Here is a 23,253-nt window from a genome sequence, read left to right on the forward strand (position 1 = left end):
GTTGAGTAATCAAGCAATGTCCGACTGGCTAGGCAATCGGCCCAGACTAAGTTTGTGAGAGCCGTTTCGCCCGAACGCGTAGACTGCGCTCGCGCCCTCGTTCGAGCGTTCCTTGCCGATAAAAAAGGAGGGCCGAGGACGACTGTCCCCGGCCCGAAAGGTGTCTGCTCTACGGGATCGCAACCGATAGAGCGGCAGGATCCGGTTAGAATTTCCTCTTCACGCTGACCGCGAATTCACGGGGGCGGCCCGGCATGCCGTAGGCGTTGCCCGACTGGCTGATGCGGTCGTACTTGTTGTTGAAATAGAATTTATCGGTCACGTTGGTCACCGCCAGCGCGAACTCCCAATCTTCATCCTCGCTGCGGTAGGCGATACGCGCGTTGAGCAAGCCCCGCGCCTCAACCTCGCCCAGTTCGAAACCCGGCACGTTGTTGGGGATGTTGCTCTCCATGTGCGACTGCCAGGTCCAGTCCAGACGCGGCACGATCGTACCGGAGCCGTTCAGTCCGATCTCGTATTGCGCGCCGATGGCGTATTTCCAAGCGGGCACAAAGGGGGCTTCGGTCACGCCGGGAACAATGCCGCTACCCTCGATGGCATCGGTGAAGCGGAAGTCGGTGTAACTGACCGAGCCGTCGATCGAGAGTCCCTCAACTGGCCGAGCGTCGAATTCCACTTCGAACCCGTCGATCTTGGCATCACCGACGTTGCGGGTGGCCGAGCAGAAGGGGAAGCCCGGCGGGCTAATATCCGGGCATGCACTGACCTGCCCCTGATAGTTCCGGTAGTCGGTGTGATAGTACGCCAAGTTGAGGCGCAGGCGGCGATCGAACAGCATCGACTTGAGCCCCGCTTCGTACGACGTGGCTGTCTCCTGGTCGTAGGGAACGGCCTGCATCTCAAGGTAGGGACGCGGATTGATCCCGCCCCCCTTTAACCCGGTCGCGACCTGACCGTAGAGCCGGATATCGGGAGCGACTTCGTAATCGAGCGCCACGCGCCAGTCGATGTTGTCGCCCTTGAATGTGCGGCTCAATCCGTCGAGCGAAGCCACACGAGGATCGGTCGGCACGCCGGGGAGCGGGCTGGTGCGGCTGAAGGTGTAGGTCTTCTTCTCATCGGTATAGCGCAAGCCGGCCGTGAGATTCAGCGCGTCGGTGATGTGCAGGACGCCATGGGCAAAAGCTGAGACGCTTGTCTGGTCGAATGGATCGTTGGGCACGAAATCCAGCCCCGCGATCCCGACGTGCACGCGGCCCCCGAGTTCGCTGTCTCCTTTGTAGTAATAACCGCCCAGGGTGATGTCGGCGGTCTCGCCGACAGTGGCCGACAGACGCAGTTCCTGGGTGAACTGATCGTGCCTGAAAGTGCTGAAGTTGTTGGAGATGTTCTCGGGCGAATTGTCGCCATCCCAAGCGCTTTGACCATCAGCGTGACGGAAGGCAGTAATCGATGTCAGCGCAAGGGAGTCGTTGAGGTCGATCTCAAGGTTGTTCGACACGCCCCATGAATCGAAATAGCTGATTGCAGGGTTGGTGTACTGCTCCGGTTCGCCCGGATAGCCGGTGTAGGTCGAGTAGTTTGTGTAGTCCTCCGGCCCGGTAAGGTAGTCGTTGCCATTGATCGGAGGAAGGTAGATCGCCTTCGCCGGCGAGGCCTCGGACCGGTCGCGGGTGGCGTCGACGATCAGGTTATTTTCGATGCGGTCGTTGACGAGCCAGCGCAACGCGGCACGTCCGGCAAGGACCTTCTGACCGCCCTCGGTGCCGATTACGCAATCTTCCGACTTCGTGGCAAAGCTTCCGCCCGGGGCATCGCGACCGGTTACACATTGATAGTCAAGCCGGGTGAGGTAGCCGTCGACCTGCTTGCCGACCCCTGTGACGCGCAGATAAAGCCTGTCAGGTACCAGCGTAACGTTGGTCGCAGCTCGCAAACCGAGCCGGTCGTAAGAGCCGGCAGCCAATTCGACGTATCCATTGGGGTCGTCGGTCGGACGTTCGCTGAATAGCTTGATCGAGCCCCCGATCGAGTTCTTGCCCGACAGGGTGCCTTGGGGGCCGCGCAGGATTTCAACCCGGTCGAGGTCGACGAGTTCGAACGCGGTACCGAAGGAAATGCCATAGTAGACATCATCGATATAGACACCGACGCCCGGTTCGTTGGGAAACTGGAAATCGGTCGCGCCGATGCCGCGAATGTTCACCGCGGCGGTCTGTGCGCCGCCACCTTGGCCGCCGGCCGTGAACTGCACGCTCGGCGCGCGCTGTGCGACCTGCTCCACGTTAGTCTGGCTTCGCGCTTCCATAAGCGCGGCGTCGACCGCGGTGATAGCTAGGGGGGTGTCCTGAAGGTTCTGATCGCGAAACTGCGCCGTGACGACGATTTCACTAATGCCTTGATCGCCGGATTCCCCGGAATCCTGAGCCATTGCTGCGTTGCCAGTAAATGCTCCGGCCAGCGCTATGCTTGCCACGCCCGCACGAAAACCATCGCGGGTTGCCCGCTTCAACATCCAATCTCTCCCTGATTTTAACGACTGATATAATTGCCCCTACTTACAATAACGGTCGTTATGATTGTCAACCGGTTCGCGCCTGCCGTTGCGATTTATGCTATAAATCAACGCATTACCGTCTCTCTTGTCAGGATCTTGACCACCGCCTTGGCGTCACAGCGAGGCGAGCAAGCCCGGGAGAGGGGCGAATTTCAGGAAGTCGACCGCAGTTCAGGAACGAAGATGGGGAGGTCTGACCTGACCTTGCTTCGGCTCAGGAGCATGTGCGGCCGCGTCACCACCGCATTTTAGCTGCTGACGGTATGCGAGTGAAACAAGCGGGCAAATAGATGCTTCAGACCCAATGCATCTAATGGCGAAACCAGGGAAACACGCGACTCTTCGCTTCATTGAAAAGCCTTGAAACGCCTCGGCCTGCTCTACGTAACAGCCCGTATGAGCGTTCCACTTCGCGTTCGGCCGAAATGGCGGGTGGGTAAGCTGGGCACACGGACGCCAAGAGAGGAAGACGTCCGCGCGCCCAACCGATTGCGTCCCGCCTGGTAGGGGGCCGGGACGGTCCAAAGATCTCTCGGCATTGAGCTCCGGAGGCCGGAAAAACCTTTGGTGATTCACCATTGCAGCAGCTGGCCAAGGAGTCTCTAGGGGGATACCCTAAATAGCTGCTTTTAATGCCAATTCTTCAGACCTCATGGGTTCTTTGGCCGGTTCGACGTCTTTCTCGGAGGGGTGTATTGAATGGGGAGATGGGTCGCGTTAACGCGGACATCCCCTCGCATCGCGAACCTTTTTGGGGGCTTCTGCTACCAATTCAGACGGAGGCCGACCTTAGCATCGTAGGCCTTGCTATCGCCGTTGAAGGTGCTGTTGTAACTTCCCCCTCCGAACAATGTCGTGTTGTGGTCCATGCGCCAACTGACACCGGCGTCGACTTCCCACCACGTTTGTGGAAGTTCCGCATCGAACGGGATGAAGCCCGAAGCCGAGGAGAACTCAGTCGTCGGCCTCCCCATGAACTCATGCCAAAGATTGACGCGGATCCACCCCAACTCCCCGCCAATGTTGTTGAGGCGTGCGCCGAGGCGTCCGGCTAGGGAATCGAGATTGCGGAAGCGAATATCGGCCGCGATATCCTGGGTCTCGTCGATCGACAGTGTCTGATAGATTAGCTGGGCCTGGGGTTCGAGGCGCCATGTATCACTGATCTCGATCGGGTACCCTCCTTCCAGCGAGGCAGCGACACTGGTTGCGTCGGTTCTGACCGCGCGGAGGCGCCGGGGTTTGGCGGTTATGTTCAACCAGGTGACCTGAGCTACGGCGTCGAGGTAGGCACCCTGTTCCAGGAAGTGCGTCCAGTAAGCCCCCAGCGAGGCATTTTTCATCTCGATCTCGCCGCCCGCGAATTCCGCGTTCGGTAATTGGTGGCTCACCCGGGTGTCGGCTTCACCGTAAACCCCGTAAATGCCGGCGTGATTGCGACTGCCGTCCTCATTTTCCTCGCGGTAGACGTCAATACCACCCTGTAGCGCCCAGCTATCCAGCTTGTAGCTCGGGCCGTCGCCGTAGATGCCTTGTTCGGTGTGATGCCTGACGTTTTTGGCAATGAGCCGGCCCCACATTCCGTTCGGTTTCTGCTCGTCGCGCAGTTCCGCGTCGCCGCGGAGTTGTTCCTCGTCGCCGACTCGTTCGTGAAGAGTATCGAGAGTGCCGCGGCTATAGACCAGCGCTGCCGCGGGGATCGCTGTCTCAAGTGAAACCTCCTCACGATAGTGCGGCGTCGGTGTTGGGGTTGGAGTCGGCGTTGGCGTAGGCGTAGGCGTAGGCGTAGGCGTCGGGGTCGGCGTGGGCGTTGGTGTTGGTGTTGGTGTTGGTGTTGGTGTTGGTGTTGGTGTTGGCGTGGGCGTGGGCGTGGGGGTGGGGGTCGGTGTCGGGGTCGGGGTCGGCGTTGGCGTTGGCGTTGGCGTTGGCGTTGGGGTAGGCGTCGGGGTCGGTGCGTCCAACGTGTCGCGCAAGAACCAGCTTTCTGGCGCGCTGGCATCTCGGCTTCCGCGATGGAGCGTATACTCATACGGACCCGCAATGGCGAAGCCCGCGAGCGCGAACGCTCCAGGGCCAGTAGTGGTGCCGTTGACCGCGTCGACAACGAGAATGCCGTTGCCAGGAGTGAGCGCCCCACCCCCACCCAAGTTGCTAATCTGCAGCAACGAAGCTCCCGACGCTGTGCCACCGTCGATCACGAGCAAGTCGGAAGGGGAGCCGTCTGCGCCGAGAAGGGTCTGTAAGGCCACTCGGCCGTTCTGGCCGACATAGTTTCCCTCGATGGTCAGCCGATCGCTGGTGCCCGAGGCGCCGTTGGTCAGGTCGATGGTCCCCGCATTGTTCACGGTGGCGGGATCGCCGGGCACCGATCGGATGACGGGGAGCACCCCATTGCCGGCATACAGCGTGCTGGTGGCGTCAACATTAATGGTTGATCCGCCGAGCAACACGTTGGCGGTCAAGGTGAAGGTTGTTCCGCTGAGGAAATTAAGGGTCTCCCAGTCCTGGCCGACATTCAATCCCTTGGTCAGATCGTCGGCACTGAAGGAGCCACCTCGGTGCTGCGTCCCAACGAAGCTCAGCACGTCGCCCGCGCCGGTCCCGCCATCGGCATGGAAGGTTCCAGACAAATTCACGTTGGCGATGGCGAGACGATCGTTGTCGCCCGCGCCCATGTCTATGCTGCCATTCAGCGTCCCTCCCTCCCAGGTTACCTCGTCAGTTCCACTGCCGGTGGCGATAACGCCCCGGACTGCGCCATCCGAAAGAGTGATCGCATCCGCACCGGCACTGCCGAGAATAGCTTGGCCGGTTGCGTCAACCGCACCGATGGTTCCTGAGTTGGCAAAGGTAGACCCCGTGCCATTCGACAGGTCGACAACCGGGCTTACTGTGCTGAGCGAGAGCAACGATCCGCTATTGTTCGTGGAACTCGCTGTGCCGGCGATCAGCGCGGCCCCCGCGCCCGCATCGTTCATCGATACCGTCGCTGCGTTGTCGACGGCGCCGGTAGTGTTGGCGAGTATCCCGATAGCGCCGGAAGCTTCCCCAACAATATCATAGCCGGGCCCGAGCACGAGAGTCTCGGTAGTGGCATTTCCTGATGCAGTTTGGAAGGCCAGGCCGGTTCCGGCGCCCGCCACCTTTATCGCGACGGTTGACGTCGGATCGAGCGAGGTTGCCGTTCGAATCCCAGCACCGCTGACGACATCGATCACGGTATCGGCCAGAACGATGGCGCCGATTTCCGCGGCATTCTCAATTCCGTTTCCAGCGCCTTGGTTCGTCAGGGTGGCGCCCGTCAGCTCAAGCTCTGTGGTGCCGCTACCGATGAGAACGACGTGCGCGGTCCCATCGGCCACGAAAGTGCCATCGACACTGCCGCCGCCTCCATCATGCACATGGAGGGCCGCCACACCGTCCTGGACAGTGACGACCGCCTGGTTGCGCAAGGTGGACCCTGCACCTTCCAGGTCGACCCCTGTGCCGTTCGCCACAGTGATATCGGCCTGATTGTCCAGCACGCCACCTGACAAGACATGGACAGCCGTTGCACCGCCGCCGGTCATGTCGATGGTGCCCTGATTGACGAACGTGCCTCGGTTTCGGGCGATGAAGGCGTCTGTGCCTGCGCCCGAGAGCGTCATTGCCGCTTGGTTGATCAGACTGGTCGAAGGGTCCGGCGCCCCGACCGGAGCGCCGGCCAGATCATGCTTTTGCCCATCCGCAATCCCCACAGTCGCGTCCGTTCCCGTCAACGTAACTACTGTGCCAGCACCAAGGGTGCCGGTCGCACCACCCTCCACCAGAACACCTCTCGCACCGTTACCGGTTACGCCCAGCGCGCCACCGTTAAGGACCGCGTCAGCACCAGGGCCGGTCGAGACGATCGCTATCGAGCCCTGCCCTGAAGCCGCCAGGTTTGAGTCCGTGCTCAACGCCGCACCATCTTCGATCCGGAAGAGGGTCGAGTTGGTTGTGTTGACGGTTTGGATGCCGGTACCCAGGTTGGTGATCGACGATCCTGTCCCGTGGATGAAGTAACCGATCTGGTCGGTGCCCGAGAGAAAATTGACGCTCGCGCCGTCACTGATGTTCACCGTGGCGCCACCCCGCGCATGAACACCGATCGCGCCATTGCCGCTCAAATTGTCCGAGCCCGCTGCCAGATCGACGGTGGCATTCGTGCCTTCGGCCCACACGCCATAGTTGCGGAGCCCCGAGGCCGGGTCGGCATTCCCGGCAACATTGATCACGCCGGTGTTGGTAATGCGGGTTGCCGTGCTGTTTCCGATCGCACGCAATGCGATTCCGTTGACGCCGTTCAACGTGATCGTGCCATTGTTGGATACGGTCCCGGCGGTTTCGTTTGCGCCCATGCCGACGTTAAGCAAGGGCGATCCTCCAGCGGCACCGTTGATCACGATCGTACCGTTGTTAACCAGGCTCGCAGCAGGGTCGGTTGACGCCATCAGCATTGCCGTGGCGTTCTGAATACCCGTCCCCACCACAATGCTTCCCTCGTTGGAAGCGGTGCCAGAATTCACCAAAATCCCCCTTTGCGGGACGAGGTTGGAGGTATCCGCGACCGCTTCGGGAGCGTTGACGTCGTACTGGGCGGCGCGGCCGAGATATATTTCGCCTGCAGCCAGGTTGGTGAAGCTACCCCCGCTGTTTACGATCACCCCATCGATCGTGCCGTTCAGCGAGTTGTTATTCACGCCGACGTTGATGATCCCACCGTTGGTCGCGGTAGCGCCGTTGGCCAGGGCGATTCCGTGCTGAGCGATCGCGTCGGTAGTGCTGCCGGTCCAACCCGCCACATTGATGATGCCGTTATTGTCGAAGGTCGACCCGGCGCCAGTCGCGGTGACCGTCTGCGCGAAGATGTATCTGCCTAGGTTCGTCCCAGGGCCAGTCGTGTCGTGGCCATTTCCAGTATAGTATCCGCCGGAGATTACGCCGTTGTTGACCGCGGTGCCGCCGGCAGTGACGCTCAGGCTTTGGGCATGGCCCGAGAGTTGGCCTCCGTTCTCGATTTCAACATGCCCGCCGTTAGTGGCGAGCACAGGACCCCGGTGCTGATCAATCTGGGCGCCCGATTTGATGATCACGCTCGCGCCAAGGCCGTTAGCCGACACCGAATAGGTAGGGTCCCTCGGCACGGTCACTTCGTCGCCGGGATCGATCGTAAAGCTGAACGTCACGTCTTCGTTCGTGAAGGAGACAGCTTGATTGAAAGCCGCATCGTAGGCCGCCTGCGATGACAGGCTCCCGCTTTGCAGCGCCGCGATCAGGACGTTGTTATAGGCTTGTAGTTCGGCCTTGTTGTTAACAGTGTGACTCTGCCCGTCGAACCCTACGAATGTCCCGGCGTAGTTCGGGATCGCGATCTGCACAGTCCGCGTGGTGACGCCTGCGGGTGCGGATGCGGAATTCCCCAGATCGAGCTGGTTGCGCGATGTCCATTCGACCACGCTTCCGGCGCCGACCGCCGAAACGAGGGAGGCTTGCTTCGCCGCCAGAACGACAAAATTACCGAGCGTGCCCGGTGACTGACCAGAAACACCAATATCCACGACCAGCGTCCCCCCCGCGGCCGTGCCCAGACGGACGTCCACGTATTGGTCGTCTCCGACGTTCTGATAGAATTCCGTCGCCCCAGAACGGTACTGGCCCCAGTCAGACGAACTAAAGACTGCCGAATTGTACGTTGCGACTACGACATTTGCGCCGGTGATCGGATCGGGTGTGCTGACTCCCTGCGTCTGTCTGCCAAGGAACAGGTTTTCCTTCCCATTGGCAGTCGCGTTCAATTCGCCAAGAAGCTTACTGGTCGCCCCGCCAACACCTAACTCGATCATCTGCCCGGAGCCCGTCAGGGTAATCGTATCTCCCCCATCAACCACAGCAGCGCCAACTTGGTTGTCGTTGTTGCGCGGATCGAACCCATTTGCCGACAAATCGCAAGCGCCGCCATCGGCTACCGGTGCGCCATCTCCGCAAGAGGATGCCGAAGACTGGTTCGGGACTGCCGTGAAGGCCAGCGCGGCCAGCATTGCGGCAGTCGAAACTTCAACCTTCAAGCTTGATCGGATCAGGCGTTTGGGGTTGCCCGAGCTGGGCATCACGCATCTATCTAAAACACCAACACCAACACCTGCAGCCGGCTGACGCACGCCTGAAAAATACCGATCAGTATTATTCATATTTCTCGCTCACGAATTTCGCATAAACAGCATTAAGTTAAACCATAAAGAAACCAGAACCTGAGGATCATTCAAATATTACATCCCTCGCCATATAGTTATCGCTTCTATTCGCATTAATGAGATTTGGTATACGACGCCGTCGCTCAAAACCGACGGCGACCGGGCCCGGACCTGCTTTGGCCCACAGGATCTCCCGCCTTCGAACGACTGGTAATTGTTGATTTGAGATCGCGAAAAAGGCTCCGCACGTGGAAGTAAGATCGCACGGCACCAATGTCGGCTCGACAGGCGGCGCCACAATCCACACGCGGCGCCTGGGGTTGGATGTCACGCGCATCGCTCACCTTTTGCTCGTGATGGCAGCCATTTTAATTTGCGACGGCGCTCAGGAAAATCGGGTGAAACCCTCACAGACCCCTAGTATTGGACAGAAAGGAAACCGCACAAAGTTATGAATTGGCATATCTTATGTTGCCGATCATTAAGGACTTTAGAACATCTTATAATAGACACTTAGTTTATCACATTCTGTCGATCTATTAAGTACGAAAATCTATAGATGCCAGGATGACTCCATTGTTTTGGTGCGCTTTACTCAGATTCAGAGGCAGATCTGGCCGAAGCCAACCTCCAATTGGGAGAATCTCAACACAAGCTGCCGCTGCTGCCAAAGGCCCGCAATTCGTTTCCAATTCGGGCTGACTGGTGCCGAGAATGCGTCGGAAATCAGTCTACTGGCAGTCCAATGCAGGCCGTCCATGCTATACGGTTTCTGCATACGGGTCGTAGGCGAGTGCGAAATGCTCCGCCGTTCCGCCACAGGCGTCGGAGGGACTCGTCATGCAATCCAGTCGGATTCCAAGAAGCAAGAATGCGCAATCATCAGCCGGCTCTGCGTCGGGCAGGGGTTCGTCCCAAGGCGCAAAAGGCTATTCGAGGGCCCCCGAACAAAGCGCCGCTAAGCCCGCCGAAACGCTAGTTGAGGCGCGCAAGCGGGACGGACGGACGGTTCCGGGCAAGCCCGGCTATTCCAGCGAAACCGACGCGAACGGAATGCCGCGAGAGGGTAGCGCCAAGGACCATTGCGACGGCTGCACCTTCACATTCGATATTCGCACCGCTGGCGACATTCACATCCACAATTATTGTGCTCCTCCGGATCGGGCGCCGACTCCCAACGGGCCTGGCGACGGTGAGGACTGCCTCGCCTGCGCTCCGCAAGGGACATGCCTACCGCCGGTCGCCGGTGCCAAGCATAAGCTTAGCCGGGCGCAGAAGCTGACGATCCGTGCCGCGCGCAGCAAGGTGCCGAGCTTGCTCGCCGCGAGCACAATGCACGCCATCCGTCGCTATGGCGCCGGCTACTCGCCGGCCAACCCGCTTGAGCAGCGGCTTTTCGGCAAGCTGGACGCTCTGCCACCTGCGTTACTGCGCTGCATGGTGGACGGGCTCGACCAGATACCGCCCGGGCAACGCGGCACGCTTGTGACCGATCAGGCCTTTGCCGATCCAGCACAGCCGCTCGACCCGGGGCAACTTGTCATTGGTTTGATCGAGGAGATCAAGCAGCGCGCCGCCCTAACCTTGTTCGGCGATCCCGCGGCGGTCGAACGGCCTGGCAAAGATCGGCTCTATGTCCCTGTCGGCGAGGACTTTTTCACGCAAGTGCGCATCTGCCGCATCAACCAGCTTCGCACCGCCAACTATATCCCTTCGCTGCAGCCGCAGGAATATACGCCCGACGAAGTGCAGCAGAGTTGCCAGCCGATTATCGTCAACGGCGAGCCGCAGGTGGTCTGCGAAGTGCAGACCGGCAACTGCCCCGGCAATCCCGTCGCGGGCGTGTGTGGCCGGGTGCTGGACATTTCGCAGGGGGAATCGCTGGAGCTCGAGGGCGTCAACTATTTCGACGTCAATGCCAAGGTGCGCCTCATCGACAAGGACACCAATACGATCAGCCGCGATGTCGAGGCATTCATCTTCGGGGACGCCGATACGCCACGCGATGAGATCGTGAATGGCGAAACCGTGCTCATCAACGACTGCCGGGTGCACGACAAGGCGACCTTCACGGTGCCGAACGACCTTCCACCGGGCATCTACCAGGTCCAAGTTGTCGTGCCGAACAGCGTCAACAAGCCGGGCTTCGGAGCGGAGATCGCGTCCAACGTCGAATACATAAACGTGCTGCCCCCGCCGACGGCGCGTTACCAAATCGTCGTGGAGCGGATCATCGCCCGCAAGGAGACGGCGCCGGCGTCCTGGGGCTCGGACGAAGTCGGGCTGCGCACCATCGCATGCGCCATGAACCTCTCCGACGAGCCGCTGGCAATGACCAAGACACCCTTCAAGGACGTGCTCGACGGCGTCGAATTCGACAGCGGTACGTCTCGCAATGTCGAGCGCATCGTCTTTGCCAGCGACCAGCCGATCCTCGCCCTGGTTTTGGGGGTGCTCGGACACGAGATCGACAGCGAGAGCGCCTACAACGCCCAGATCAACGAATGGAGCGATGTCTTTGTCGATCTGGTCAAGGAACAGTGGGAGTTCCTGCTCAGCCTCATCTCAGCCGGAGGTGGCCTTGGCGTGGCGATCAAGGCAGTCGGCTGGAAGGGCGTGATCGCGGCAGCGATTGTCGCGGTGGTCGTCATTGCGATCGACTTCATCTACTCGCTGTGGGCGCCTGCCGACCTCATCATCGAGGACAATATCGCGCTCTCGATCATCGACCTTGACCGGTTGACCAGCGCCGCCGCCCCGATCCCGCCCGCCGCGACGTTCACCAGCAACGCCGGGATCAAGGTCAACGTCAACAAGACCATCCCCCCGGAAAAGATTCCCTTCCAGTACCGCGAGACTCGCGAATACGTCTCGGACGAGGAGGAGAGCCGGTACGAACTTACCTATCGCTACAACCGCATTGCCTGAGCCGGTTGGACTGAAAATCCCAGTCTGGAGAAGGAGTGAACATGGCCGACGCGATCCCTCCGACCAACGTCTTCAAGTTTGTCGCTCTTCGTCCGCCGACGCCACCACGGGATCGCGAAGGCGGATTCATCCGGGATCGGCGTGATCCCCGCGAGACGCCCGTAGGGCGCCTCGTCGCAGGCTTCCGACCAGCGGATGCCGCCCGCATCCCCGAATTGGTGAGAGCTTTCATCGAACGCCACAACTACGACCTGGAGTTCCCGCAAAGTGCGGGCGACACCAAGCTGGACGCCGTCGAGGCTGCCGCACTGTCCCTGCCCGCGACAAAGATCACGACACAGAATCTGCGGGAGAAAATAGAGAGCGCCCTTGGCCTCCCCCTCGAGGACTTCCTCGGCGCCCCGGATACCCAGCGGCAGCTGGACGAACTCTGGGACCGATACTACGCCTTTGTCCTGCTCGGTCTCAGCACGCCGCAAAACCTCGAACACCTGACGCGCAACCTGCGGATTTTCCATTTGCTGCAGTCGATTGCCGCCGGGATGCCGATCGACGGCGCCGCCGGGCTCGCCCGGATCCTGTCCGCGCAGCCCGTGGTCGACAAGTTCATGACCACCCTCCCCCAACCTGCACCGCCGGCGCCAGCGCGCGGCGAGGAACGCGAAGAAGCGCCGGGCGACCTCACGCACCGGCAGCTGTGGACCGACTTGGTGAACACGCATGCGGCGCTGCGCGAAGTGCGTTCTCTGCCGACGATTACGCGAACGGAACAGGACACCGACGAGATTGCCGTTCCCGATACCTGTAGCGGGCGTGAAACAAAGACTCAGGTGACGCGTGTGGAACTACGGCAGGAGGTGGATCCGGAGGCCTTCAGGGCGATGTCGGAGGAGACACAGGATGCCTTGTCGGCCTTACGCGTAACGCAAGATAACTTCCGATTGCCGACGACGCTCGACGCGCTGAGCGGGCGGCTCGACCAGCTCAACTACCAGGTGCGGGCTGCCGACCCGGTGAAGTTTCTGGAGCAGATGCCGCCAGGTGCGATGCAGGTGCGCGAGCTCAATTACCTCGCGAACTCGGTCAAGGACACGATGGTTATCTTTCCCATCCCGACGCTGTTCCCGAATATTCGTGGATCAATAAAGCCGCTCGGGATCGGCGATCTCAAGGTCGTCAAGCAGACGCTCAAGAAGTACGCGGCAGGCGAGGTTGCGCACATCGAGAACGTTTTGCGCGGCGAGTACAAGGAGCGAAAGCACCGCGTTCTCGATCGCGTCGAGGAAACAATCACCACCGAGGTCGAGACCGAAGAGGAGACGCTGCGCGACACACAAACGACCGACCGTTTCGAGCTCAAGAGGGAAAGCGAGAAGACGATCCAGGAGCAGATGAGCGTGCAGGCCGGCGTCACGGTGACGGCGTCCTACGGACCGGTCACGTTCGGCGCGCACGGAGACTTCGCCTATTCCACGTCAACGACCGAGGCGACCAAGAACGCGAGCAACTACGCACGCGAGGTCGTCGACCGTTCGGTATCGAGAATTCAGAAGAAGACGCGCGAGGAACGGATCCGCAAGACGCTGCACGAAGTCGAGGAACTCAACACCCACGGGATCGACAACAAGGACAAGCCCGACCACGTCACCGGCGTCTATCGGTGGGTCGACAAGTACTACCAGGCCCAGATCTACAACTACGGCAAACGCATGATGCTCGAGTTCATCGTACCCGAGCCGGCGGCGTTTTTGGCCTACGCACAGACACACAAACCGGTGAAGGACGTCTCGCCGCCCAAGCCGCTGCCGAAGAACTTCCGCCCCTACGACCTCGACGACTGGAATTACCACGACTTCATCCGTGACTATGGCGTCGAGGGCTGCGTCCCACCCCCGCCGGAATTCAAGCTGATGTCGGCGAGCATGGCCTCCGAAGGAAAGATCGAGGCGGGTATCGCCGTCGCGAAGACTTCTAAGGACCTGGTGATTCCTGCGGGCTACATCGTGCAGGATTTCGCGATCAGCGTGTCGGTCATCCACACGACCCATCCAAGCGTAAAGGTGTCGATCGGCCGCGACGATATCTGGTGGGTGCTCGACAACTCGGGCTTCAACCCCCGTCGCGACGGTGTGGCGGGCAGTGTCGGCATCCACGAAGGCATCGTGCCGTTTTCGATCAACGTCTACGACGTCCACTCATACTTCCTCCAGGTCATGGCGACATGCGTGCGACGCTGGGAGACTTACGAGGCCTGGCAGATCCAGACTTACGAGAAGATCCGCACGGCGCATAAGGCGCTGCAGGCCGAGTATGAGGAAAAACTCGCGGCTCGCGAAGTCCAGGCGGGCGTCGTGATCCAGGGGCAGAACCCGCGCATCAACCGCGAGATCGAAGAGACCGAACTCAAGAAGCAGTGCGTGCAGATGCTGATGGACACATGGACGTTCGGCTCGTTCGACGCCATGAAGCAATCCGGCTCCGAAGACGTCCCCTCGATGGACATCTTCGACGCGCTAAAGGAGGGCAAGCAGGTCCAGTTCTTCGAGCAGGCGTTCGAATGGGAAAACCTCACCTACCTGTTCTACCCGTATTTCTGGGGCCGCGAGTCCACTTGGGTGGAAAAGGTCACCACCTTCGACGTGGATCCGCTGTTCACCAGATTTCTTCAGGCGGGCTCGGCGCGCGTGCTGGTGCCGGTGCATACGGCCTACAATGACGCGGTCATGTATTATCTGGAGAATGGCGCGATCTGGGGCGGCGGAGATGCTCCCAAGCTCGACGACCCGCTGTTCATCTCGCTCGCCGATGAACTTCGCAATCAGACCGATGACCTCGCCAACGCCAAGCCGGAAGGCGACCCATGGGAAGTCGTCCTGCCGACGACGCTGGTGCATTTGCAAGCGGGACCGGAACTCCCGACATTTCCCTGATCGGCTGACCGGGCGACCGCGCGCATGGAGGTCCGCTTCAGACCGACGACGACGCTGGCGCGGACCGGCGCGTGGCGGCTGTTACCCAACATCAATGCGAGCGGCCGACCGCTGCCGCCCGAGGTCTCTGCCGACGACATAGCCCGCAACTTGCAGACCGACCGCGAGCGCCCCAGCCGCAAGCTCAAGGATCGCGAAATCTATTCGTTCGAGGTGATGCTGACCGAAAGCGAATGGACGACGACCACCGCTCCGATGCTCGACATCCATTTCACCGACGGCCTGTTCGGTGTGCTGGACCAGAGCGGAGTCCCCGTCGCGGGCTGGTTGAAGAGCCCGGTGCGCATCAACCTCAAGCAAGCCCGGGCGAGGAATACCAAGCACGAGATTCAGTTCTTCCTCGAGGCCCAGAGTTACTGGGGTCTTACGGCGGCCTCCCGTTCGACGCCGCGCCAGATCACCTTTCGGCTCGTTGACGGCGACCAGTTGAAAGCTGAACAGGCGGGCATCGCGGGCCGCGTAGTGACAACCGCCGATGTAATCCTGCTTGGCGACGACGCCCCCGCGGAGCGCCTGTTCGTATGTGACGTCGATGACAATGGTCCCTCGCTCGTCGAAGTCGGGAAGGCGGCGAAGCTTGCGGGCGTGCCGATCACGGTCGTGCCCGTTACAGTCAACCGCGGTGACAGCTGGCTACAGGATCAATTCCAGCTGGGCTGGAGTGTCGCAGGGGGGGAAAGCCAGCGCGTCGTTGTGCACCTGCCGCGCATGGTCAACGATTCAGCCCTGGTGCCCGGCACACCCAACTTACGCAATTTCACCGACGGGCACTTTCCTTCCGACGCGATCGGCGTGGCTAAGGACTTCTGGGCCGACGAGGTCAGCTTGAGCGATGGTACGGTGAACTTCTCGCTGGGCGTCGCTGAATCCTTCGTGCTTTACAAGCATCTCGGACGGGTGGTGCTGCTGCTCGGGCATGTCTTCTCGGTCATGCGCAAAGCCCGGAAGGACGCGAATCCGCGGCTCGAAGGCGGAGACACGAGCGATCTTTACCGTGTGCGCCTGGCGATTGACGATAACCTCAAGCTTCTGGCGGGTTATGGCTCTGCGGACGACGAGATTCTGACGGCGATCCGCGTGCTCAACAGCCGCATCGCGGAGGTCTCTAGCTTCTTCGCGGCCGGTCCCGATCGAACCGTGCGATTGACCGTGCAGGTCAAGGCGGGCGAAGGCGGCGGCAGCGAGGCCCGCACTCTGGAGTTCAACGCCCAGAACAAGGAAGTCCTGCAACGGTTTTGGCGCAAGCTGCGAGCGCTGCACAGCTCCGGTAACTATGGCGGTAACATCGAGGTGTCCCCGTCTTTTGGCGACGTGGCTTACGGGCGCATTTTGACAGGGTCCGTCGACCATCCCCCGCTCGTGGGTTTCCTCAAATCGCGCGGACCGCGGCAACCGCACAGCGCGGTTTACACGCGCTGGCTGCACGTCGCCCACATCGACGAGGTCATGGCGTTCGCACCGGGTGCCGGGGGGAGCTTTTCGATTCTCCGTGCCGACCCAATGCTCGCGCTGGGAGTGCTCGAACAAGCCGTCCGCATGCAGAAGGCCGGAACGCTTGTAACGCGACTCTTCAGGGGGAAGAAATGGATCCATGAGAGTGCCGGCGGCCTGTCCGATCCCAAGTATCCGCCGCAGGCCTATCGCATGCTCGTCGGGACACAGAGCCCTTACGACCGGTCGGGGCTAGGCAAGAAAGAACCGGAGACCCGTTCGAAACCCTACGGCGATTCCGCCTTTTACGACGACCGACGCTTCCTCGTCGCCAGCGCGCGCACGGTCGTAAGCGCGCGCTATGCTGCGTTCATGACCTGCGCCGATCTCCTGACGGCCTGCGGGACGACAAATCGCGCTATCGACGCCCTGTACCTCTCGAACACGCTCCGAAGCCCGGAAGACTTCCTGTCGTCTCACTACTACGGCGATCTTGAGGAGTATCGCCGCGAGGCGCTACCGTTCCGCCTGGACACGGTACTGCAACAGGACTTCCGCGGCGTGCCCGTGCACAGTCTGCCCGTGCTGTTCGATCGCATGGGTGATTATGTCGGTGACGGCACCCAGGCCGTGATTCCCGGCGCGGTCAACCTGCAAACACTGAACCGCCATGTGCTTGTGCCGCGGCCCTACGGCCCGCGTATGCGCCCTGCCGATGCGATCGCCTTGCTTCGCGCCCTGAGTGTGGCGGGCTACAAGTTGCCTCCGTTGCCGGACATCGGTTGGATCCAGGCTCGCGGGCTCGATCGCACCTGGCACTGGACGCGCGCCAGCGAGGCCGTGTTTGTCGCTCAGCTCGCCAAGTGGCCATCGAAATTCGACCCCGAATACGACGAGATGAGGCTGTCGATCGGATTGGTCGGAGCCCTCTCCACTGCCAGTTGGGACACGCAATCGACCTATCATCTCGTGCACGCCAAGGACAAGCTGGCCAATCATCCCAGCGAGGAGCCGGAGACCCTGTATTGGATCGCCACCTACTTCAAGGATGGCTTCGACGAACTCAAGAATTGGCCGGTCGACTACTGCAAGGGCGATACCGCTGATGCGCACCCGAGGCAGGACAAGTACGAGGCGGAAATCCGCAAGGTGATGGATCGCGTGCGCCAGGCCAATCCGGGCGCGTTCGGTCCAAACGGCGAGGTTCTGAGCAAGACCTGGACCCGGATCGCCATTCCCGAGAATACCGTCGACGTGTTCGAGCTCTACATCCAGTTGGTGCTAGAGTCGCTCGGGCTGACCGTGCACTGGGTCGATTCCTGGTACTATCACGTACACAGCGGTGGGATTCATTGCGGAACGAACGTCCTTAGAAGTCGCCCGGGCTGATCCCCGCCGTCCGAACAGGCTGATTAGGAATGCTGCTCCATCGCCGCGGACTGATGGGGAAAGGCGCGGCCCAACAGCGTGGCCTCTGCCAAATCGAAACTGTGCTTGTGATCCACATCGATCGGACCCCAGGGATAATCCAGCCAGGAAATCTCAATGTCAGAGCGGAGCCTGCGTCCAATCACGTTCAACAGACCCGACACGTCTGCGAGCTTGAGCTTGTAAACAATGAAAGGCCACAGGCCGAACGCCTTCAGGATGCGGATGTGTCGCTTACCAAACTGGCCGCCACTCTCGAAGACCTTTGCTAAATTCAGCGCCTTCTCAGTCTTCAAGCCATAGAGGTTGCAGGACGAAAAGCCGCCGTCCCTGAGGCGATGGAAGGCCAGCCCCGAATTGGAATACTCACGAAGAACCACCTCTTCCCTCGTGAGGCCGACAATGGCGTCGGCTTCACTCGCATGGAAGTCGCGTACGAAGTCGCGGACAATCTCGGGAGTATGAAGTGCGTTGTCTCCCGTCGTGATGACCAGGGGAAGCGCGTTGCCGATGGTCTCCACCGCCCTAAGGACGCTGTCCGCGAGATTGCCGTGCGATTGCACATAGACCACGCGACCCTCATCCACCCAGGCTGACATCTTTGGGGTTGCAGTGAGTATGTCGGGGCGATCCACCGAGACGTGAACGCGATCGAAGCAACGACTGTCGATCAGCGCTTCCAGCACGCGTTCCAGCATCACCTGTCCGCCAATCTCGACCAGGCACTTGTGCGATTTTTGCTGCAGCTTGGCGACGGGATCGTCCACGCCACGGCGGCTGGCCGCCATCACGAGGACGGAAGTTCTGGGACCGGTACTGACCGAGGACGAGTCATTCTGCGTTGTCATAGACTCTTCGTTGTCCTTGCTGGCTGGGTGCATCATGGGACGGGAACGTAGCCCTGCGCATGACTTCGCTTGCGTGCGAGAGATGGGGCAACCGCTCCAATGCGTCACGCAAATGTGCCTGCGCCTCGGCGTCCAACACACCGGCGCTGCACTTGTCGAACTTGTTCCAGTAATCGGCATCCGAGAAAGGAGCCGCCTTGCTTCCTCGGGGCCAGGCCACGACCGCCTTCAACTCGCGCCCGTCCTTCAACCTCACGTGAACTTCGGTTGGGAATTCGCTTTCCGATTTGTCGACCGGATGCCGGTGGATAAGCGGAAACAGCTTTCGCACGTCCTCAGCCATCACCTTTTCCGGCGAGAAGTCCGCCAGCGTGCAGTCGCCCCGTGCGAGAACGCAGCCCACGGCGTACTCGGCCGAAAACTTGGCCTGAAGAGGGGTCTGCGGATCCGTGTAGAACACGTTGTTGAAGTGCACTCGCGGCATATGGAGATCCACCGAGACCACATCGGCGGCGGTAAAGCCGTAGCGGGCCCTGAGATCGAGAACCCCATCCATCGCGCGGTGGATCGCCCCGCATGTGGGGAAACGCTTCACGCGGAACTTGTGTTCGGTGATCAGCAAAGGCTCACCCACGTTTTCGAGCTCGAAACGCAAGGTCTGCCCATGTTCGACGTGAGCGAGGGAGTCGCGGAGTTCCTCGTAATCCGGGCCCACCATCAGCCGGTTCATGCCGGTGACGCCATCAAGCGTGCCCTCCCCCGCGGTGACGCCCGCCTGCGCGAACCTCGCGGCCATGATGCCGCCTTTCGCAGCGAGCCCGGCATGAACCGCTTTCATCTCCGTGCCGAACTGCGACATGAAGCCGCCGGCCATGCTGGTGGCGATGGAAAGTGCGCGAGCGCAGGCTTCCGCCTCAAGCTTCAGGAGCCGCGCGCACGCGGCGGTCGCACCCATAACGCCAACGGTGGCGGTTGCATGCCAGCCGCGATTGCGATGCGTGGGGTTGAGCCCCTGACCGATCCGACCCAGGATCTGCAATCCCACGATATAAGCATCGATCGCTGCAGGCCCGGAAAGCGCCTCCTCCTCCGCCACTGCCATGATCGCCGGCACCAACACCGCGCTGGGATGTGCCTTGGGCGGATCGAAATTGTCATCGAAATCCAGGACGTGAGCCATCGCGCCGTTGACCAGAGCGGCCCAGGGTGCGGCCAATTTCTGCGCCTTGCCGAGAACGGTGCAAGGGCCGTGTCCCCAAGGCTCAACCGTGACGAAGAGCTTGTCCACCAGGGGATCGATCGAGCCGGGCACCATCACCGCGATCGTGTCGACGAATTCCCTATGGGCCCATTCCCGCGCCTCTTGCGGCCAGTCGTCAGCGGTATCGGCAATCCAGCCGCCAAATACCTGCTGTGGAGTCCGTCCTGGTCTAGAGGCGCTGATCGCTCGAACCTTTCGGCAATACCGACTTCACATCGTAAAGCGCAGCCCCGGGCTTGCCGAGAGCGCGGATGCCGCTGGCTCCCAAAGCCAGGAATTCCTCATGCGCCACCGCAAGGATGATGCCATCGTACTTGCCGGTTTCGAGGACCGTCACGGGGCGAATGCCGTATTCTTCCGCGCATTGAGCGGCATCGACCCAGGGATCGTAGACATCCACGGCAAGGTCGAATTCCCGCAGGTGGCTGACGATGTTGGCAACCTTGGTGTTGCGGTGGTCCGGGCAGTTTTCCTTGAAGGCGAAGCCCAGCACGAGGACACGCGGGTTGCCTCCCAACAATCCCTTGCGTCCCATCAGCCGCACGAACTGGTTTACGATGTACTTGCCAACGCGATCGTTGATGCGGCGACCGGCCAGGATCACCTCGGGATGGTACGAAATCTCTTCGGCCTTGTAAGTCAGGTAATAGGGGTCGACGCCAATGCAGTGCCCCCCAACGAGGCCCGGCCGCACAGGCATGAAGTTCCACTTGGTGCCGGCCGCTTCGAGCACCTCGATGGTGTCGATACCTAGGGCATTGCAGATCATCGCCAATTCGTTTGCCAGCGCGATATTGAGATCGCGCTGGGTGTTTTCCATCACTTTGGCCGCCTCGGCCACACGGATGGAGCTTGCCCGATGAGTGCCTGCCGTAATGATACGGCGATAGAGCTGATCGACAAATTCGGCCGCCTCGGGCGTGGAGCCGGAGGTGATCTTCATGATATCGCCGATCTTGTGATCCTTGTCCCCGGGATTGATCCGCTCGGGGCTGTAGCCGCAGAAGAAATCGCGGTTGCAGGTGAGGCCGGCAATATCTTCCAGAATCGGTACGCAGAACTCCTCGGTGCAGCCGGGATAAACCGTGCTTTCGTAAATCACGAGGTCGCCGCGCTTCAGCACATGGCCGATAGCGCAGGTAGCGCTTTCAAGCGGGCCAAGGTCCGGGTGGTTATGACCGTCAAGCGGCGTCGGAACGGTGACGATATATATGTTGCAGGCGGCGACTTCCGCCCACTCGGCTGTGAATGTCAGATGGGTTGCCGTCTCCAGGTCTTCCGCACTCGTCTCCCTTGTTGCGTCGTGCCCCAACTTGAGCTTTTCGATGCGCGACGCGTTGATATCGATGCCGATAGTCGGGAACTGCTGCCCCAGTGCGACGGCGATCGGAAGGCCGACGTACCCCAGCCCGACTACACCGATGCGCGCATCTTCCAGCTTCAGCGGAAAAGCCGCCAGTAACTCCTCTTGGTGGACTTGTCCGCTGAGAGGCTGGGGCATGGGCTTTCAGCGATCCGTTGATTGGAGCGGCCAGTAGCCGGACAGGATGCGTTCCCCGCGTTCACCGCGGTCGACTTCATCGATCACGCGCTTTCCGATTCCCGAGAGGTTGCCTTGGTGCATGCGGTAACAGAACAGCGGCTCGGCCAGATGGCGGCCGTTCCAGCCATTCGCGACGATCTTCTTCCACTTGTGGTGCTTCGTACCCTTGCGGATCGCCTCGTCGAACGGCGCTGCCTCCAATACCGGAGCGGCAAGGCAGGTCGCAGGTTCGGGGACGAACGAATATCGCTCCAGCAACGCCTTGTCCCAGCCAGTGGATTTGCCGCGATCGAGTTCTTCACCGGTTCGCGAGATCAGCATGCAGTCGGTGTACAGAAAGGCGATCGTCTCATCGTCCGCGCGCGCGCGCTCCAGTTCTGCGATGGTCCGCGCCGCATAATCGGGCAACAGAACGTCATCGCTGTCCAGAATGATGAAATAGCGGCCCGTGACATGCTCCAGGGCGCGATTGAGGGCCCCTAGCTTGCCGACATTCTGCTCCAGAACGATCAGCCGCGCGGAAAGAAGCTGGTCGGCCGCGGCCAACGCTTTCTCGATAACCTTGACGGAGTCGTCCGTGCTCACGTCGTCCACGACGATCAATTCAATTGGCCCATAGGTCTGCGCATCGATCGACGCGATTGCCGCACCTATGAACTCCCCGTAGTTATGGTTGGGGATGACTACGCTGAGCAGGGCATCATTCGTTAGGTCGTCCAAACGGGACTCCTTGGGCGCTGCGCCAGTTTAGCCCGCCGGGAATCTGCATTCGCGGATCCGACAGCCACCCCATGTATGTCAAACTTATGGGGTACCCTTAACTACGCGTGTTTGGCCGTTGGCGCAAACAGGTTGGATGCAGAACGGTCCAACCGGGCGACAAGATCTCCACAAATCCGGTTCACAAGCCGCTTGTCCTCGTCTGACATGGAGGCGAGCTTTTCGGCGCTGTCGACCTCGAATAGCTGCTGATCGTTGTCGTCCTTCGAGTGAAACCTGAACTGCTCCAGCATCAGTGCCAGTTCCGCGCTATCCGGCTTAAAGTTCAAACCCCGAGCCAGGATGGCGGGGAAATTGGCGGGATTGATGTCCTTGTAGTTGACGTGCGCAACACGACCCGAATCTCGCGCTGCGACGTCTAGGTAGTGAGCAAAGCAACGGGCAAGATACTCGACATCGCCCATGTCCTGCGTCACCCGCCAATCGCCACCCATCATGAAGCCCGCCTGCCGGCGCCCCTTCGCCCAGAGCACCGCGCTGGTCTCGCGCAGGACGGAGGCGATCACTTCCGCAGGGTTGCGATAGAGAAACAGGCCCGGCATCCCCGGAAAGGCCCGCATGGCAAAATCCATGTAGAGCGTGTTCCAGCTGATGAACTTGACGAAGGCGTGAACCTGTTCAGGCCGGCGCCGGCGGGTCATCGCCAATACCAGGTTGCGAAATGCTGTGAGATTTTCCGGGCTCGCTTCAGCCGGCTGCGTCCAGTCACGCGTGATCGTGGCCCAGAAGCCCCGCTGGAGCGGTCCCCCTTGGTTGATCACGACATGGCGCGGAGAGCGCGCCAGGGCCTTTGCCGTAAGCGTCGATCCGCATCGCGAGATGTGAAAAAGGAACCCGTCCGGTTCGATCGGGTCCGCGAGGATGCGATCGTCCTTAAGAATCGCGAAGTCCGTCGAGAAGGCCTCGCCGATCTGCCCGCTCTCGGCCAGCTTCTCCACGGTGTACATGAATTGCCATTCGCGAAACGGATGCTCCCCGATGTCCGCCCATAGGACCGCCCCACCCCCGTGCTCGCCCTCTGGGTCGATGGCGACAGGGACCATTCCCGGAGTGGCCCGGATACGTTGGACTGCCTCCTGGGTGGGAAGGCGGTTCTCGACGATACCGGGAATCAGGCCTGCGACGACTTCGTGGTCCGGCAATGCGTAAAGCGCTTTCACTTCAATCGCTCGCTCCGGCTGCAGCGGCAGGATAGGTCCCGATCCAGCGCTTGGCAAACGAAGGTCGAGCAGGCACATCAACGTTGGCGGGCGCAGCGTTCTTTCAGCTCCG

The 23,253-nt window shown here is 60.8% G+C and carries 10 protein-coding genes; 3 read left to right on the forward strand and 7 right to left on the reverse strand.

Features of this window, described 5'->3' with window-relative positions:
* Nucleotides 1-205: 205 nt before the first annotated feature.
* Nucleotides 206-2,518, reverse strand: coding sequence for a TonB-dependent receptor (locus tag KK137_RS09185; protein ID WP_214536148.1), 2,313 nt, complete (start codon nucleotides 2,516-2,518; stop codon nucleotides 206-208).
* An 806-nt stretch (nucleotides 2,519-3,324) separates the two neighbouring features.
* Nucleotides 3,325-8,619 carry an autotransporter outer membrane beta-barrel domain-containing protein gene (locus tag KK137_RS09190; RefSeq protein WP_214536149.1) on the reverse strand — a complete coding sequence of 1,765 codons (5,295 nt, stop codon included), beginning with the start codon at nucleotides 8,617-8,619 and terminating at the stop codon, nucleotides 3,325-3,327.
* Nucleotides 8,620-9,825: 1,206 nt separating this feature from the next.
* Between KK137_RS09190 and KK137_RS09195 the strand changes: the two genes are divergently transcribed.
* From KK137_RS09195 to KK137_RS09205, 3 genes are read left to right on the forward strand one after another with little or no spacing between them, the layout of a single operon-like run.
* Complete coding sequence (locus KK137_RS09195; protein WP_214536150.1) at nucleotides 9,826-11,700, forward strand: hypothetical protein; 1,875 nt, start codon at nucleotides 9,826-9,828, stop codon at nucleotides 11,698-11,700.
* Nucleotides 11,701-11,741: 41 nt separating this feature from the next.
* Complete coding sequence (locus KK137_RS09200) at nucleotides 11,742-14,630, forward strand: hypothetical protein (protein ID WP_214536151.1); 2,889 nt, start codon at nucleotides 11,742-11,744, stop codon at nucleotides 14,628-14,630.
* A 24-nt stretch (nucleotides 14,631-14,654) separates the two neighbouring features.
* Nucleotides 14,655-17,510: a protein-arginine deiminase domain-containing protein gene (locus KK137_RS09205; RefSeq protein WP_214536152.1), complete on the forward strand. Its 2,856-nt coding sequence runs from the start codon at nucleotides 14,655-14,657 to the stop codon at nucleotides 17,508-17,510.
* 23 nt (nucleotides 17,511-17,533) lie between these two features.
* On the opposite strand, the gene KK137_RS09210 is transcribed toward KK137_RS09205, so the two are convergent.
* The 5 genes from KK137_RS09210 to KK137_RS09230 all read right to left on the reverse strand — a co-directional run bounded on the left by KK137_RS09210 (nucleotide 17,534) and on the right by KK137_RS09230 (nucleotide 23,219).
* Nucleotides 17,534-18,316, reverse strand: a complete 783-nt coding sequence (locus KK137_RS09210) for an NTP transferase domain-containing protein (RefSeq protein ID WP_214536153.1) — start codon at nucleotides 18,314-18,316, stop codon at nucleotides 17,534-17,536.
* A 64-nt stretch (nucleotides 18,317-18,380) separates the two neighbouring features.
* Nucleotides 18,381-19,841 carry an MmgE/PrpD family protein gene (locus KK137_RS16825; protein ID WP_214537451.1) on the reverse strand — a complete coding sequence of 487 codons (1,461 nt, stop codon included), beginning with the start codon at nucleotides 19,839-19,841 and terminating at the stop codon, nucleotides 18,381-18,383.
* Nucleotides 19,828-21,159 carry a nucleotide sugar dehydrogenase gene (locus KK137_RS09220; protein ID WP_214536154.1) on the reverse strand — a complete coding sequence of 444 codons (1,332 nt, stop codon included), beginning with the start codon at nucleotides 21,157-21,159 and terminating at the stop codon, nucleotides 19,828-19,830. Before KK137_RS09220 ends, KK137_RS16825 begins: the two co-directional genes overlap by 14 nt.
* Before the next feature lie 6 nt (nucleotides 21,160-21,165).
* Nucleotides 21,166-21,921, reverse strand: a complete 756-nt coding sequence (locus tag KK137_RS09225) for a glycosyltransferase family 2 protein (protein ID WP_214536155.1) — start codon at nucleotides 21,919-21,921, stop codon at nucleotides 21,166-21,168.
* Nucleotides 21,922-22,022: 101 nt separating this feature from the next.
* Entirely contained in the window at nucleotides 22,023-23,219 is a 1,197-nt protein-coding gene (locus KK137_RS09230) for a hypothetical protein (RefSeq protein WP_214536156.1), read from the reverse strand.
* Nucleotides 23,220-23,253 lie beyond the last annotated feature (34 nt).

The organism is Croceibacterium selenioxidans, from assembly GCF_018599195.1.
GTDB lineage: Bacteria > Pseudomonadota > Alphaproteobacteria > Sphingomonadales > Sphingomonadaceae > Croceibacterium_A > Croceibacterium_A selenioxidans.

Coding starts and splice junctions, on each gene's coding strand:
- KK137_RS09185 (WP_214536148.1), bottom strand. CDS start 2,518: ATGTTGAAGCGGGCAACCCGCGATGGTTTTCGTGCGGGCGTGGCAAGC.
- KK137_RS09190 (WP_214536149.1), bottom strand. CDS start 8,619: ATGCTGGCCGCGCTGGCCTTCACGGCAGTCCCGAACCAGTCTTCGGCA.
- KK137_RS09195 (WP_214536150.1), top strand. CDS start 9,826: ATGCCGCGAGAGGGTAGCGCCAAGGACCATTGCGACGGCTGCACCTTC.
- KK137_RS09200 (WP_214536151.1), top strand. CDS start 11,742: ATGGCCGACGCGATCCCTCCGACCAACGTCTTCAAGTTTGTCGCTCTT.
- KK137_RS09205 (WP_214536152.1), top strand. CDS start 14,655: ATGGAGGTCCGCTTCAGACCGACGACGACGCTGGCGCGGACCGGCGCG.
- KK137_RS09220 (WP_214536154.1), bottom strand. CDS start 21,159: ATGCCCCAGCCTCTCAGCGGACAAGTCCACCAAGAGGAGTTACTGGCG.
- KK137_RS09230 (WP_214536156.1), bottom strand. CDS start 23,219: ATGTGCCTGCTCGACCTTCGTTTGCCAAGCGCTGGATCGGGACCTATC.